Source organism: Candidatus Methylomirabilota bacterium (assembly GCA_035764725.1).
In the GTDB taxonomy this organism is placed as follows: Bacteria; Methylomirabilota; Methylomirabilia; order Rokubacteriales; family CSP1-6; genus DASRWT01.
In genome coordinates this window covers 53,819-68,455 of record DASTYT010000098.1, presented here as the reverse complement: position 1 = coordinate 68,455, position 14,637 = coordinate 53,819, and the positions used below count along the sequence as shown (strand labels likewise).

At 70.7% G+C, this 14,637-nt stretch carries 12 protein-coding genes; 1 reads left to right on the top strand and 11 read right to left on the bottom strand.

The window, feature by feature from the left end; genetic code table 11:
- Nucleotides 1-29 precede the first annotated feature (29 nt).
- The 7 genes from VFX14_15735 to VFX14_15705 are packed head-to-tail and all read right to left on the bottom strand — an operon-like array spanning nucleotide 30 to nucleotide 9,733.
- Complete coding sequence (locus VFX14_15735; protein HEU5191136.1) at nucleotides 30-1,937, bottom strand: aldehyde ferredoxin oxidoreductase C-terminal domain-containing protein; 1,908 nt, start codon at nucleotides 1,935-1,937, stop codon at nucleotides 30-32.
- A complete protein-coding gene (locus VFX14_15730; GenBank protein HEU5191135.1) occupies nucleotides 1,934-3,277 on the bottom strand; it encodes an FAD-dependent oxidoreductase in 1,344 nt (447 codons plus the stop codon). The genes VFX14_15735 and VFX14_15730 overlap by 4 nt, the downstream gene beginning before the upstream one ends.
- Nucleotides 3,277-3,750, bottom strand: coding sequence for a 4Fe-4S dicluster domain-containing protein (locus VFX14_15725; GenBank protein HEU5191134.1), 474 nt, complete (start codon nucleotides 3,748-3,750; stop codon nucleotides 3,277-3,279). Before VFX14_15725 ends, VFX14_15730 begins: the two co-directional genes overlap by 1 nt.
- A complete protein-coding gene (locus tag VFX14_15720) occupies nucleotides 3,747-4,100 on the bottom strand; it encodes a GYD domain-containing protein (protein ID HEU5191133.1) in 354 nt (117 codons plus the stop codon). The genes VFX14_15725 and VFX14_15720 overlap by 4 nt, the downstream gene beginning before the upstream one ends.
- A 30-nt stretch (nucleotides 4,101-4,130) precedes the next feature.
- Nucleotides 4,131-7,859 carry a DUF748 domain-containing protein gene (locus tag VFX14_15715; protein HEU5191132.1) on the bottom strand — a complete coding sequence of 1,243 codons (3,729 nt, stop codon included), beginning with the start codon at nucleotides 7,857-7,859 and terminating at the stop codon, nucleotides 4,131-4,133.
- Nucleotides 7,860-7,886: 27 nt separating this feature from the next.
- Nucleotides 7,887-8,792 carry a 3-hydroxyisobutyrate dehydrogenase gene (gene mmsB, locus VFX14_15710; GenBank protein HEU5191131.1) on the bottom strand — a complete coding sequence of 302 codons (906 nt, stop codon included), beginning with the start codon at nucleotides 8,790-8,792 and terminating at the stop codon, nucleotides 7,887-7,889.
- Nucleotides 8,792-9,733 carry an NAD(P)-dependent oxidoreductase gene (locus VFX14_15705; protein HEU5191130.1) on the bottom strand — a complete coding sequence of 314 codons (942 nt, stop codon included), beginning with the start codon at nucleotides 9,731-9,733 and terminating at the stop codon, nucleotides 8,792-8,794. Before VFX14_15705 ends, mmsB begins: the two co-directional genes overlap by 1 nt.
- Between VFX14_15705 and VFX14_15700 the strand changes: the two genes are divergently transcribed.
- Nucleotides 9,726-10,610 carry an EamA family transporter gene (locus VFX14_15700; GenBank protein HEU5191129.1) on the top strand — a complete coding sequence of 295 codons (885 nt, stop codon included), beginning with the start codon at nucleotides 9,726-9,728 and terminating at the stop codon, nucleotides 10,608-10,610. The genes VFX14_15705 and VFX14_15700 overlap by 8 nt on opposite strands.
- Here the strand turns inward: VFX14_15700 and VFX14_15695 are convergent.
- The 4 genes from VFX14_15695 to VFX14_15680 all read right to left on the bottom strand — a co-directional run bounded on the left by VFX14_15695 (nucleotide 10,607) and on the right by VFX14_15680 (nucleotide 14,626).
- Nucleotides 10,607-12,904 (bottom strand): adenylate/guanylate cyclase domain-containing protein, encoded by a 2,298-nt coding sequence (locus VFX14_15695; protein HEU5191128.1) that lies wholly within the window; start codon nucleotides 12,902-12,904, stop codon nucleotides 10,607-10,609. The genes VFX14_15700 and VFX14_15695 overlap by 4 nt on opposite strands.
- Before the next feature lie 133 nt (nucleotides 12,905-13,037).
- Nucleotides 13,038-14,099, bottom strand: coding sequence for a hypothetical protein (locus tag VFX14_15690; protein HEU5191127.1), 1,062 nt, complete (start codon nucleotides 14,097-14,099; stop codon nucleotides 13,038-13,040).
- A complete protein-coding gene (locus tag VFX14_15685; GenBank protein ID HEU5191126.1) occupies nucleotides 14,096-14,299 on the bottom strand; it encodes a hypothetical protein in 204 nt (67 codons plus the stop codon). Before VFX14_15685 ends, VFX14_15690 begins: the two co-directional genes overlap by 4 nt.
- 39 nt (nucleotides 14,300-14,338) lie before the next feature.
- A complete protein-coding gene (locus VFX14_15680; protein ID HEU5191125.1) occupies nucleotides 14,339-14,626 on the bottom strand; it encodes a hypothetical protein in 288 nt (95 codons plus the stop codon).
- Nucleotides 14,627-14,637: the final 11 nt, after the last annotated feature.

The following is a 14,637-nucleotide window of genomic DNA, read 5'->3' as shown; positions in this document are numbered from 1 at the left end:
ATCCGCTCGCCTCGCCTGCGGCTCGCCAATCAACGCCATAGCTCCTTCGCCAGCCAATCGAGACCGAGGGCCCGCAGCGTCTCCTTCTTCGGCTTGCCGGTCTTCCGATCGTAGCCAACGGTCTCGTACCAGACGTCCAGCATGTGCTCCCACTGGTCCATCACATTGTGCTCCTTCGCCGGGCCGTCGACCGGCTGGGAGCCGTAGCGCACCGAGGGGTACTCGACATCCGTGCCGATGCCGCAGCGGAGGTTGAACGCCCGCAGGATGGCGGCGGTGCGCCGGCCGAAGCGCAGCGCGTCCTGGAGCGTGTAGTTCCAGCCGGTGGCCGCCGAGAGCGCCCGCGCGAGATTCTCGATGCGGGTGCGGAAGGTGAACGAGCAGCCGCCCAGCGAGTCCTCGAAGTGACGCCGGCCGAGAATCCCACCGGTCAGCTTGGCCACCTGCTCGCCATCGAAGGGCGTGATGCGCCCGGGCAGCCCGATCTCCGTCTGGAACGTGGGGTTGGCGCTCTCCATGGTGCCGTTGGAGGAGGTACAGGTGTCCAGCATCTCGTCCCAGCGCCCGCGGTGGTCGTGGCCGCGCGGGGAGGCGCCCTTCTTGGTGTAGACCGCGCACTTCGCCGCCTCACCGCCCACCTTCTCCGAGGCGCGCTTGACGCCCTCGGCGAGCAGATCGCCGAAGCCTTCGCGGTTCGTGATCATCTGGAGCAGGCGGTAGGCGCCGTTGACGTCGCCGAAGCCCAGCCGGAAGCCTACCTGCTTCTCGGTCAGGTAGCCCTTCTCCATGCACTCCATCACCCAGCCGCACACCCAGCCGAACTCGTTGATGTCCACGCACGCGCGGTCGACGCGCGTGTTGAGCCAGCTGACCGCCTCCTTGTCCGTGAGCCCGATCGTCCACCCCGCGCCCGACCAGCCCTCGTACTCCGGCTCGTCCACGCGCTCGCCCTGGAACTGGCCGCGCCCGATGACCTGGATGTGGCAGTGGTGCATGCCGCAGGCATTACACTGATGCCCGCGGTGGTCGAAGCCCGCGCGGAGCTTGGCCGGCTCCCACTCGGCCATGTCCACGGTGCTGAGGTTGGTGGTGTAGTTCTTGATCGGCAGCACGCCCAGCTTGTAGAGGTTGGTGACGCCGGGCAGCGTGCCGAAGTTGTAGAGGGTCGAGGTCGCGGGATCGGTCTTGAGATCGTGGGCGATGTCGTCGGCGGCCTGGACGAGCCCGCGGGGATCGTGGGCGCTGAGAGCGCCGGTGCCGCGCACGATGCACACCGCCTTGAGCCGCTTCTTCCCCATCACCGCGCCGCAGCCGTTCTTGGAGGCGACGTGGCCGTAGTCGCCGTGAATGGCGGCGAAGCGCACGCACTTCTCGCCGGCCACGCCCACGCAGTACACGCTCATCCGGTGACCGGTGAGGCCGTGCTCACGCTCGAGCGCCTGCTGGGTCTCCCAGGTGTCCTTGCCGAGAAGGTGCGCGGCGTCACGCACCTCGACCACGTCGTCGTTGATGTAGAGGTACGACCACGCCTTGGCCTGGCCCTGGATGATGATGCTGTCGTAGCCCGAGTACTTGAGCGCGGCGCCGAAAAAGCCGTTGGCGTTGGTCGATGTGGCGCCGTCCGTCATCGCCCCCCGCGTCACCACCGTGAGCCCGCCCGTGCCCCACACCGGCAGGCCGGCGAGGGGACCCGTGGCGAGGACGAGGCGGTTCTCGGGGTGATCCCAGTGCGCCTTGGCGGGCACTTCCTTCCACAGGATGTGGGCGCCGAGCCCGACGCCGCCGAGCTGGTCGCGCATCGCCTCGGGGCTCCACGCCTCCGTCCACACCTTCCCCCTCGAGAGATTCACGCGGAGGAGCTTGCCGGTGTAGCCGCCGGGCGGTGGGGCAGCAGTCTGCTTGGTCTTGGCGCGCTGGGCGGTCGCGGTCGGGCTCATCGTGTGGCCACCGATTGGGGAAGTGAGGGTGATTGGGACGGCCGTCCCAGCACGGTGATCGGCAGGAGCGCCGCCGTCGTGCGGGTGGCCATGAAGGCCGGCTTGACGTCGAAGGGGTCGGCGGCCAGATGCCGCTTCCAGGTCGAGAGATCGACCCCGGTCTGGACGAGGCCCTTGAGAATGCCCACGTCGTTCGTGGTCCAGATGTCGCCGGAGGGACCGCAGATCATGGCGCCGGTGAGCCGGCCCCCGCGAAAGAGGAGCTTCCGGTACTGGGAGCGCGCGGGCCGGATGCCCGTGAAGGCCTCGGCGCCCGCATCGTCCCACTGGCCGAACGAGGCCACGTCGAGATGACACACCTCCACGATGTTGATGAGGAGGCTGCCGCGATAGGCCACGTCGCGCCCCGCCATGTTCGCGCCTACCACGCGGCCGTGCTCCTGCGCGGTGGGCTCGATGGCGTGCACCTCGGGGGCGCCGGTGACGAGGTTGCGCCCGCGCGCGACATCGCCCGCGGCATAGACGTTGGGCACGCTCGTGCGCAGGTGATCGTCCACCATGACGCCCCCCTGCCCGTCCTGCGCCATCTCGATCCCGGAGCCTTGGAGCCACTCGAGGTTGGTCCGGATGCCGGTCGCCATGATCACGGCATCGGCCACGAGGGGCTCGCCCTTCTTGAAGTGGAGCTTCCGCGTCCCCTTCTGCTCCTCGATCTTCGTCAGGGTGGCGCCGGCGCGAATCGCGACCCCGTGCCGGCGGAGCCAGGCGTCCACGATCCCCGCGCAGGCGTCGTCGACCATGCGGGGCAGGATGCGCGGGGCCACCTCCACGATGGTGAGGCGCGCGCCTCGCGCCAGGATGGCGTTGAGGATGGTGAACGAGATGAAGCCGGCGCCCACCATGACCACGCGGCTCCCGCGGGAAACGTCCGCGATCACCCGGCGCGCCTCGTCGAGCGTCCAGAACGAGTGCACGCCGGGGCCGTCGGCCCCCGGCACCGGCGCGCGGGCCGCCCGCGAGCCGGTGGCGATCAAGCAATCGTCGTACTCGACGGTGCTGCCGTCGTCCAGCGCCAGGGCGCGGGCGGCAGGATCGAGCTTGGCCGCTTTCCTGCCGATGAGCGTCTTCACCTTCCACGCCGCCAGCGAGGCGGGGGTGGCGGTGAAGACGTGGGACTCCGCGATGCTGTCCCCGAGGTAGTACGGCAGGACCATCCGGGAGTACGGACGCTCGGCCGAGACCAGGGTGATCTCCGACGATCCACCATCCTCTTCTCTGATGGTCCGGATCGCGTTGAGCCCCGCGGTGCCGCCGCCGATGACGAGATGGCGCGGGGGCATCACGCCACCTCGCGGGCGAGCACGTGCACGCTGCGCTCGGCGGCGTAGTCGCCGATCCAGTCGCGGCTGGGCACGTCCTCGAAGGTGATGGCCTGGGTCGGGCATGCGTCCGCGCACGCGGGCGCGCCACCGCAGAGGTTGCACTTGTAGGCCTTGTAGCGCTCGGCGTCGAAGAACATGGTCCCGTAGGGGCACGCGATCGTGCAGAGCTTGCAGCCCACGCACTTGTCGTCGAGCACGTCCTTGGCCCCGACCGCGCTGATCTGGATGGCGCCCACCGGGCAGGCGGTCATGCACCACCCTTCCGCGCACTGGGTGCACGTGTAGGGCGCGTAGGACGTGTAGCCTTCGAACGGCGAGACGCGGATCACCGACTTCGCGGGCTGGTAGGTGCCGGTCTGCATGTAGGAGCAGGCCAGCTCGCAGCGGAGACAGCCCGTGCACTTTTCGGGGTGAAGCGCCAGGATCTTCATCGTGATCGGCGGGTCCTCCGGCCGGCGCCGGACTTCTTCCGTCCCGCCAGCCTGCTGATGAACGTGTCGAGGGGAATCGCGGGCATCGTCGTCATCTGCACGGACCCGCGCGCCCCCATCTCGATGGAGAGGGCGGAGACCGTCTCGTTGTCGGGCGCCTCGAGGATCGTCACGAAGTCGTAGGGCCCGAGCACGGCGAACTGCGCCCGCACTCGCGCCCCTTTGGCCTCGAGCTCGCGATTGACTTTTCGTACCCAGCCCGGCCGGTCACGCAGCACCTTGCGGCCGGACTCACTCAGCGTGCTCAACATCACATAGTGGGGCACCGCGCTCTCCTCCGACGAGTTCATGCGGGAACGCGGGCGATTATAGCAGTGAGTCTACTCGGCGGTGATGGCGAAGTCGATTCGCCCGTCTCCGGTGTCCGCCGGGGCGACGTGGGGCTCGCCGGGAAGCAGCCGGTCGGACACGACGTTTTCGGTCTTGACGAGGCGGTCCTTGGTCGCCGCGACCCGCCGGTCCAGCAGCTCCTTGATCCGCTCCTCCGGCAGTTGCTCGTGCTCCTGGAGGACCTTGAGCTGCTCGTCGGCGCTCTTGGGCACCTCGCCGGGAATATTCTGGGCCAGGTAGTAGATGCCCACCGCCGTCGGGTAGTCGGCGATCCCCCGCTCCCTTTGCATCTTCTGTATCCTCGCGGTCACTTCCTGGCCGCGGAGGCGATCAAAGTCCTTCGCGGTGGCCACCGGCGAGAGCGAGAGCGACACCGCGGGGGTGTCCCGCAGGAACTGGGCCACGCGGTTGAGGTGCCCCTCCATGGCGGGGCCGATTACGCTCGAGCCCGCCGCGAAGACCACGGGATCGACCTTGACCTCCTCCACCTTGTCGTCGCTGCCCGTGAACATCCGCCCGATGGACCGGAAGGGCGAGGCCAGGACCTTCACGAGGACCTGCTTCACGGCCGCCCAGATGGTCTCCCCCCAGTCCACGCTCTTGTCCGTCACCGAGCCCGAGATGGGGACGTCGAAGTTGATGTCGCCGTGGGAGTCTTTCATGAGGGCCACGATGAGGCCCAGGGGCAGCCCCAGGCGCTTCTGTACCTCGTCCGACTCCGCCCCCTTCGCGACCTGGAGGTTCTTCACCACGATCTGGTTCTCGCCCATGAGCCGATCCTGCTCGATCCGGTAGTGCACCTTCACCCCGAGCTTGCCCTGCTTGACGATCCAGGCGAGGAAGCTGTTCGCGTACGGATTCGCGCTCGCCACCGTGAAGTCGCGCAGCTCGCCGACGAGGTCGGCCGAGAAATCGTCGCCGAGTCGCGACATCTCGCCGCGCAGGTCGAGCGCCGCGTCGCCGCCCACGACGCCCTGGAGCGTGAGGGTGGAGCGCCGCCCGGGCGCGTTCGACAGGTTGCGGATGGTCACGGCCAGCCGCCCGATGTCCTGGGAGAACGGCGGCTTGGTCGTCTGGTCCAGGAAGCGGTTGTAGCCCTCCTCGATCGTGATGCGATCGAAGTCCAGCACCATCTCCTCGAGGAGATTGGGCTCCTTCGGCTCGGCGGTGGCGCCCGCGACGACGGCCTCGGGCGACTGGTCCTTGTCCTCCTTCTTCTTGTCGTCCCTCCTGTCGTCCTTGCCCTTGTCGGGCTCGGTGTCCGGCCCCTTCTTGGGGACGGTGAACATGCGGCGCAGGTTGAGGGTCCCGTCGGTCGCGCGCTCGATCCGCACCTCCGGGCGCAAGAGATAGACGAGGTTGATGAACGCGTAGTTCGGCCAGGAGAAGTCGATGCCGCGGATCTCCATCTTCTCGAGGGTCATGGCCGGCGACTCGGCGCCCGGCTCCCAGACTTCGATCTGCTTGGCGAAGGCGTTCCCCTGGGAGGCGGCGAGGAACTTGCCGTTCTCGATCTTGATGGTGTTGAGGCTGTCCCCGCTGAAGAGTCCCTTGAAGCGGGCGGGGAACGGGAAGTACGCCTGGTACGGCTCGATGGACACGTCGAGCGACGAGACCTGGAACGTGATGTCCAGGGGCTCGAGCGATGCGGTCCCCTGGAGCAGGAACAGGCCGCCACCCGGCAGCCCCGCCGTGATCTCGAGCGTGCCCGGCGCCGCGCCGCGCACGGTGGGCCAGAGGAGCTTCTGCGCGGTCACCATGATGTCGTTGACGGTGAGCGTGGTGACGGGCGAGACCCTCTCGTCCTCGAAGATCCCGATGCCGTTCTTGGCGGTCAGCCGATCGAGGGAGAGCCGCCACGGAGGGGGCGGCGGGCCCCGGGGCGCGGCGGGCGCGGCATTCGGCTTCGTCTCGGGCGCGGCCACCGTCCCCGCCTTGGCGCCGGCCTTCGGGCCCGCAATGGCCTCGCCCTTCACGCGCTCGGCGATCGTGACGATGTCCACCTCTCCGCTGGCCTCCCGGGTGATGCGCCCCTCGAGCCCCTCGATCTCGAGCGCTCCCAGCGCCACCGAGCGGCCGACCAGGTCCGCCTGCTTGATGCCGAGCACGAGCTTGGGGAGCCGCAGGAGCGGCGTGCGCTCACCACGGGGGACCACCGCGACGTTCTGCAGGCGCACCGTCCCGCTCACGAGTCCCCGCGCGAGCTCGGCGGCGCCCTCTTGTCGCGCGAGGTCGGCCTGAAGATCGACCGACAGCTTGCCGCGGGTGCGGACTGCGGCGATGCCGATCTGCTGCGCGACGTACGGCCGGATGGCGCGGAGATCGAAGTCGGTCAGCTTCACCTGCGCGATGCCGGCGAAGGGCGCCGCGGTGCGGAGCGAGGAGACAGCGAGATCGAGAGTGGCGACGTTGTTGCCGCGGCCCGGCCCCGTCACGTGGGCCGTCACCTCGCCGGTGGCAGGGGGATCCGTGCCCGCGATGGAGTACTTCGCGACCTTCACCGCAAGATCGTCCACGTGCCACTGGGCGGGCGGCGTGACCGTCTCGTCGGTCACCGTGACCTTGCCATTGGTGAGGAGGAGCTCCGTGATGCGCACGAGCCAGGGCGTCTCGGGCGGCGCGGGGGGCGCGGCCGGCGCGCCCTCCGGCGCCGGCTGGCCCGGCCGCTTCGCCCCCTCGAGGCGCGCGCGCTCCTCGGCGGCGCGGCGCTGGATCAGGCGGTCGAGCGCGATGAGGATGTCCATCTGTCCGTCGGGCCGCCGGACCATGCCCAGATTGGGCGACTCGACCTCGACCTGCGCCAGCGTGACGGCGCGGGCCACCGCGTCGGCCTTGTCGATCCTCGCGTGGAAGCGCTTCAGCGCGAGGAAGCGGCCCGGCCCCTCGATGTGGCTCAGCGCGATGCCCTGGACGGTGATGTCGCCCGCCGCCCACGCCTCCTGGAGCTTCGGCCCGTCGCGCTTCACCGACACGTCGAGGGCCGCGCTCACCACGGCCGCGCCCAGCGTCACCTCGGGATCGACAATGTAGGGCTTGAGTCGCGTGGCGTCGAAGCCGGCGAGCTTGATCGACGCGGAAGTCGCGAAGGGCTGGAGCTTGAAGCGGATCTTCTGGAACTCGACGCTGGCCTCGCCGGACTTGAGCCGCACCGAGGCCTCGGCGGGGGCATGGCGTGTGTCCGTCGAGAAACTGGAGGCTTCGGCGTCGAGGCTTTGCAGCGACCAGTCCGCCGCGGGCGTCACCGCGTGATCCACGATCGTGACCTTCGACCGCGCGAGGGCCACGTGATCCAGGGTGACGGACAGGCGGCCCGGCTTGGCGTTGGGATCCGGCTTGGGCAGCCGGTCGATGATGTCGGAGAAGTTGAAGGTGTCGGGGGCGGTGCGGATGAGCCGCGCCTCGAGGCCCGTGAGGCTCACGCTGCTCAGGCGGATGTCCAGGAGGACGATGGACGGCAGGAACAGCCGCGCGTCCAGGCGATCGAACTTGATGAAGGCGTCGGAGCCCTCGCGCTCGGCCATGCGAAATCCCTTGAGGGCGACGCGGCCGGTGAAGAGATTGAGATCGATGTCGTCAATAGATACCGCCCGCCCGGTAAGCTCGGGAATGCGGGCGACGGCGACGCGGCGCACGATCTCCGGCAGCTGCCAGAGGAACACCGCTGCCGCCACCACGAACAGCGTGGCGGCGACCAGGAGCAGGATGCGCCACCTGCGCATGGGGTGTCCTCCGACGGATCGCGGATTCTACACCGGAGCCTGGTCCGACGACGGCTTGAGGAACGAGTATACGCTCGTGAAATCCTTCCGTCCCAGGCCGTGCGAGGACGCGAGCCGATACACCTGCTGCGCGGCGGGCGCGACGAACACGGGGATCCGCAGCGCCCGGGCTGCCTCCACCGCCAGGCCCACGTCCTTGCACATGAGATCGGTCATGAAGCCGGGGCGGTACTCGTTCGTGGACGCGGCGCGGGCGACGAGACCGGGCACCGGGTGGGCCTTCTCCATGACCCATGTGTTGCCCGATGACTTCGAGATCACCTCGGTGACCACCTTGGGGTCGACGCCGAAGCCCTGCGCGATCCGGAAGGCCTCGCTCACCGCCACCGCCGACACCCCGGCGATGAGGTTGTTGCAGAGCTTGACGACCTCGCCGCTCCCGACCGCACCCACGTGGATGACGTTGGTGCCCATGGCGGAGAGCGCGGGTCGTGCCGCCTCCACGTCGGCGGCGGCGCCGCCCACCATGATCGCCAGCGTCGCGTCGGTCGCTCCCGTCACCCCGCCCGACACCGGCGCGTCGATGAAGCGGAGGCCGCGCTCCGCGGCCGACGCCGCGATGCGCCGCGACACCGCGGGATCGACGGTGGACATGTCCACGCACAGCGTGCCCTTCTTCGCGGCGGCGAGCACGCCGCCGTCCCCGGTGTACGCCTTCTCGACGTGCGAGGACGACGGCAGCATCGTGATGACCACCTCCGCGCCCGCCACCGCCTCCGCCGCCGAGGCCGCCGCCGTCATGCCCGCCGCGGCCGCCGCCTTCACCGCGTCCGCGTTGAGATCGAACGCGGTCACCGTGAAGCCCTTCTTGACCAGATTGGTGGCCATGGGCAGCCCCATGGTGCCGACCCCGATGAAGCCGATCCGCGCCATCACGCCCCTCCCGACCCGGCGCGCAGCCGGGTCCCCGTCCGTTCCTCGATGAGCTTCGCGATCGCCGTGTGGTCCAATTCCGCCAGCCCGCGCTCGAGTGCCTCACGATAGAGCGCGGCCGCCGCCGCGCCGAAGCGCGAGCCCACTCCCGTCTCCTCCGCGAGCCGCTCGTAGCCCGCGAGATCCTTGGCCATGAGCCGGATGGCGAAGCCGGCGTCGAAGCGCCCGTTGAGGATGAAGCGCGGGAACTTCGTCTCGGTGGCGTTGGAGCGCCCGCTGGAAGCCTGGATGATCTCGACCGCGCGCGCGGGATCGAGCCCCGCCCGGGTCGCCACCGCCACTGCCTCGATGGTCATGGCCAGTGCGGCCGCCGAGCAGGCATTGTTCACGAGCTTGATGGCGTGGCCCGCGCCCACCGGCCCCGCGTGGAAGATCTTGTCCCCCATCACCTCGAGGATGGGGCGAACGCGCGCGAGCAGCGCGGCCTCGCCGCCGACCATGATCGCGAGCGTGCCGGCGGTGGCGCCGATGACGCCGCCGGACACCGGCGCGTCGATGAGCGCGGCGCCGCGGGCGGCCACCTCGGCGGCGAGCGCGCGCGTGGCGGAGGGATCGGCCGAGGTCATCTCGACGACGAGCGCCCCGCCCTGGAGCCCGGCGAGCAGGCCCTCGGGGCCGTCGGCCAGCGTCCGGACCTCGCGTGACGACGGCACGATGGTGATGATCGTGCGCGTCTCGCGCGCCACCGCCGCCGGCGACCGCGCCCACTTGGCGCCGCGCGCGAGCAGCGGCTCGGCCGCCGCCGGCGCGACATCGTGGACCATCAGGGCGTAGCCCTTCGCGAGCAGCCGCCCGGCCATCGGCGCGCCCATCTTGCCGAGCCCGATGAAGCCCAGGGGCCCGCCGTCCCCGCTCCCGTATACTGTCGCCTCGATGCTCATTGGTCTTCTCCTCGTCGGCTTCGCTGCGATCTCGTGGGGCACGACGGGCGCCACCATGACCCTCGCCGCGCGCGACGCCGCCGGGCCCCTCCTCGTGGGCTGGATGCGCCTCGCCGTGGCCGCGCCCTGCCTGCTCGCGGCCGCCTGCCTCGCGAGCCCACGTCCGGCCCCGCGCCCCACCTTCGCGCGCGCGGACTGGCTCGCGCTCGCCGTGGTGGGCGGCGCCATGGCCGCCTATCAGCTCTTCTACTTCTGGGCGGTGACGCTCACCGGCGTCGCCGTCGCCGCGCTGCTCGCGATCTGCTCGGCCCCGATGCTGATCGCCCTGCTCGCGGCGCTCGTGCTCGGCGAACGCCTGACCGCGGTGGTGCGGGTCTCGCTCGCCCTCGCCGTGGCCGGCACCGCGCTGCTCGTCGTGGGCCCGCGCGGCCTCGGCGAGATCGCCGGCCGCTTCGGCGCCGGCGCGCTGCTCGCCCTCGGCGCCGGGCTATCTTACGCCGTTTACGCGGTGGGCACCAAGCGGCTGCTGGCGCGCGTGTCGCCGCTGCCGCTCGCCGCCGCCACCTTCGGCCTCGCCGCCGTGCTGATCTCGCCCGCGCTCGTCGCGGCAGGGCCGATCCGCGCGCCGCTCGCGGAGACCTGGCCCTTGCTCGTCTACCTCGGCGTGGTCCCCACCGCGCTGGCCTACGTGCTCTTCACCGTGGGCCTTCGCCGCGTGCCCGCCACCGCCGCGGGCATCGTCTCGCTCCTCGAGCCCCTGACCGCGACCACGCTGGGCGTGGCGGTGTTCGGCGAGAGCCTGGGCGCGCTCGGGGTGCTGGGCGCCGCGCTCCTCCTGGGCGCCCTGGGCCTGCTCGCCGCTGCCGCGCCGGGCTAGGGCGCGGCGCTCGCCGCGGTGGCCGCGACGGCCAGGGCGTAGACGCGCACGGGCCCCTCGACATTCTTGAGACGGCGCTCGCCCCAGTCCTGCATGACGAGGCGGCCCGCGAGCCGACGGGCGGTCTCGCTGCCCACCATCACCGTGTCGCCCTCGCCGAGGGCGGCGAGCCGCGCGGCCAGATTGGTCACGGGACCGGACGCGGTGTAGGTCCACCGGGTGCCCGCGGTGCCCTCGATCTTGGTGGCGCCCACCGCCGCCGTGCCCGAGTTGACCCCCACGTGGAGGCGGATGGGTTCGGTCAGCTCCGCGATCTCGCCGTTGATCGCGTGCGCCCGCCGCAGCACACCCTCCGCGGCGAGCACCGCGGCGCGCGCATGGGTGAGGGGATCCTCCCCACGGAAGATCACCATGAGGCCGTCGCCCGCCGTCTCGTTGACGTCGCCGCCGTGGCGCAGGATCTCGTCGAGGAACGCGCCGAAATAGCGCTCGACCAGCTCGTTCACGCGCGCGAGATCGAAGCGCTCGCTCAAGCGCGTGTAGCCCGCGATGTCCACGAAGAGCACGCTCACGTCGATCTCGCGCTTGTCGAGCAGGGGCGCGTCCGGGGCCTGCTCGATCAGGTCCTGGACGGTGCGCGGGACGAACTTGGCGAGGTTGGCTCGGATCGACTCGAGGATCTGCACCCGCCGCAGCGCCGACTGCAGCTCGGTGTTGGCGACCTCGAGGGCGGTATAGGCCTTGGCGTTCTCCAGCGCCACCGCGCTCTGGTTGGCGAGGAAGCGGGTGAGCCGGAGGTCCTCGCTGGTGTAGGCGTTCCCTCCGCGGCGCGGCCCCAGGCAGAGGAGCCCGGTGACGCGCTCGCGAAAGGTCACCGGCACCACCAGGGCGGCGCCCAGGTCCTCGAGGGCGGCGAGACATTCCTCGCGCGTGTCCTGCAGCGAGGGATCCTCGGCGAGCCGCTCCCGGGTGATCGGCAGGGGCCGCCGCGCGAGGAGGCGCACGAGCGGGGCTTCCGCGGGCAGCGCCAGGAAGGCGCCACGGTCCGCGCCCATGGGCCGGTAGGCCCCCGCCGCCTCGTCGAAGATCAAGAGGGCGTGGCCCTGAGGCCGCAGCAGCGCATCGATGGTCTCGTTGATCACGAGCACGATGCGGCTGAGATCGAGCTGGGTGGTCATGGAGTCCGCCACCCGCTCGATCGTGCGCTGCACGTCCAGCCGCTCCGGGAAGAAGAGGCGGTCGACGAGAGCCTGCGTCCGCCGGTACACGGGGTTGAGCAGCAGCACCACCGCCAGCGCGATCACGAGCGCGGGCACGAGCTTGGATTCGCCCATGCCGAGGCTGGCGAGCACGAGATCCACCGAGGCGATGGAGCCGGCGTAGAGCGCCACCACCACGCCGGTGACCGCGGCGTACACCGTGCTGGTGCGGATGACCGAGCGGAGATCGAAGAGGTCGTAGCGGATCATCGCGTAGGCGACGGCCACCGGGAACAGGAAGTTCAGCCGCCAGAGATGCTCGAGGTACGGCACCGTCCGACCCGCGACCACCTCGAACGCGGTCGCGATCACCGGGACGAGCGGACCGCACAGGAACCCCACCGCGAGCACGCGGGCGCGCTGGCGGACGAGCGCGGTCCCGCCCCGGCGCGCGGAATCGAGGAGCGCGAGGGTGAGGAGCAGCAGGGCCACCGCCCAGTACGCCGCCGCGAGCGTGGGGACGAGCAGACCCACCCACCCCACGGGGACGTGGATGGCGACGGCGAAGATCGCCGACACGAGATAGCACGCGCCGATCAGGTGCTTCCACCGGTGGACGATGGGCCGGGTCCGCGGGAAGCGAAGGGCGATGTGCAGATAGGCGGCGGGCGCGAAGGCCCAGGCGGTGAGGAAGAGGAGGCTGAAGCGGTACGTGATCCACGAGTCGATGAAGAGCCCCGCGGTGCAGAACCACGTGAGGCAGAAGAAGAGGAAGACCCGCGTCTCGCGCGCGTCCGGCCGCAGGGCGAGGACCACCGCGCCCAGCCCGAGGTAGAGCAGCGAGGGCAGAAGCGCATCGAAGAGGTAGCGACGGAAGTCGCGGGTGGTGATGGCGCGGCTCGGCGAGGTCACCTCGAGCATCTGGCCGCGGCGGCTCACGAGATAGCGGATGGGCGTGCCCGGGGAATGGCGGCGCACCTCGGCCTGCAGCTCGTGGCCGGTGGCCACCGGCCGGTCGTTGACGGCGTGGATGTGATCGAACGGCGCGAGGTCGCCCTTGGTGACCCCGCCCGGGGCCACGTAGAGCAGCTCCATCACGCCGAACCCGGGATACGTCAGGCCGATCGAGCGCCGCGCGTCGACCGTCGCGACCGCGCTGACGGCCAGCGCCAGGCCGATCAGCGTCCAGCCGATGATGCGCGCGCGCAGCGCGGCCGCTCCGCTCCGGCTAGGGCGCCGGCTCCACCACGCGCGATACCGCGCGGCTGAAGGTGCAGTTGGGCACGACCGCGGAGTGCTTCCCCGGCCCGCCCGCCACCATCACGTAGACGTCCTCCACCGCGGGGACCAGCGGCAGCATGGTGGTGTCGTCGCTCACCTTCTGCATCCAGAGCGGCCAGTCGTGGATCCCGTACATGCCGCCGAGCTTGAGCCGCCCGAGGGGCATCCGCGCGTGCTCGAACACGAAGCGCTGGACGTCTTCTCTTGTGAATCCATCGCTCGCGATCGTCGCGGCATGCTCGGGCCCGAGCACGACGAGGAGCTGGCTCTGCGAGAAGTACCAACCGACGTTCGAGCCCAGCGTGGCCGCGGTGTCGGCCACGTTGTTGAGGATCCCCGCGGCGGTGGTGCCCACGTGGTCGTTGACGTTGTGCGGCGCCTCGCCGCCGAACATCGTGACCACGCTCTGCTCCGCGGCGAAGCCGCGGCTGACGTGGAGCGGCGCCCACGGGCTCGCCGCCTCCGCCTCCGCGATCGCGAACGAGAACTTGGCCGGGCTGCCCTGGGTGGCCATGTCGTGACGGCCCGGCCAGCCGCCGCCCACGTTCATCAAGACGAGCCGGATGGCGCGGCCGATGGTCGCGTTGGGGCGAAAACCCGGGCCGAAGCAGCCCGAGCCCGCGTGCATGCCGATGGTCGCGGCGACGGGCCCGTTCAGGATGAGGAGCGGGGCCACGGGATGCGTGGTCGCCTGCACCCCGTAGAGGTTGAACGCGGGATCCAGGATCGCCTGCACCGCGGCGAGCACCACCGGGAAGTACTCGGGGAGACAGCCCGCCATCACCGCGTTGACGGCGATCTTCTCCACCGTACAGTCGCGCCAGAGCGGCGGCATGAGACCGAACGAGCGCGCGGGATCCACCGTGCCCGCCGCCACCATCGCGCGCACCCGCTCCGGCGTGGGCGGCACGAAGGGCAGCCCGTCGCACCAGCCGCGACGGACGAACTCGTCGTAGACCGCGTCTTCGTCGACCTCCAGCTCGCGCGGCAGGGTGTCGGTCTGACTCACGGGGCGCTCAGGAGACTACCCAGCTGCTCCATCGCCTGGGCGGCGCGCCGGCTCACCCCCTCCGGCTTCTCGCCGCCGAGGGGATGCTGCACGACGAGCAGCGGCAGCGTGGTGGCGCCAAGCGCCGTCATCTCCGAGAGTGCGAGCTTCTGGAACACCGTGGTCGAGATGAGCCCGGCCGGCGTCCCCTGCTTGGCCACTTCCAGCGAGTCGTGGAGACTCCACGACGTGCAGGACCCTCAGTCCGCGGATCCGGCGAAGACGACGTCGCACTCCTTCGCCAGCGTCTCCACGATCTCCGGCGCGGCGGGCGTGGCCGCATTGGCCTTCTGACGGTGCACGACGCGGGCGACGCCCCAGCGCTCCTTCATCAGCTCGCCCATCTCGGCGGCGAGCCGATCGAAGTTGTGCTTCTTGTTGTCGAGAAAGCCCACGGTGAGCCCGCGGAAGCTCGCGGGCAGCGCGGGCAGGCTCTGGCCGGCCCTTCGCATCTCGCCCTGCGGGCTCAGCACCCGGATCATGGTCATGGTTATCCCCC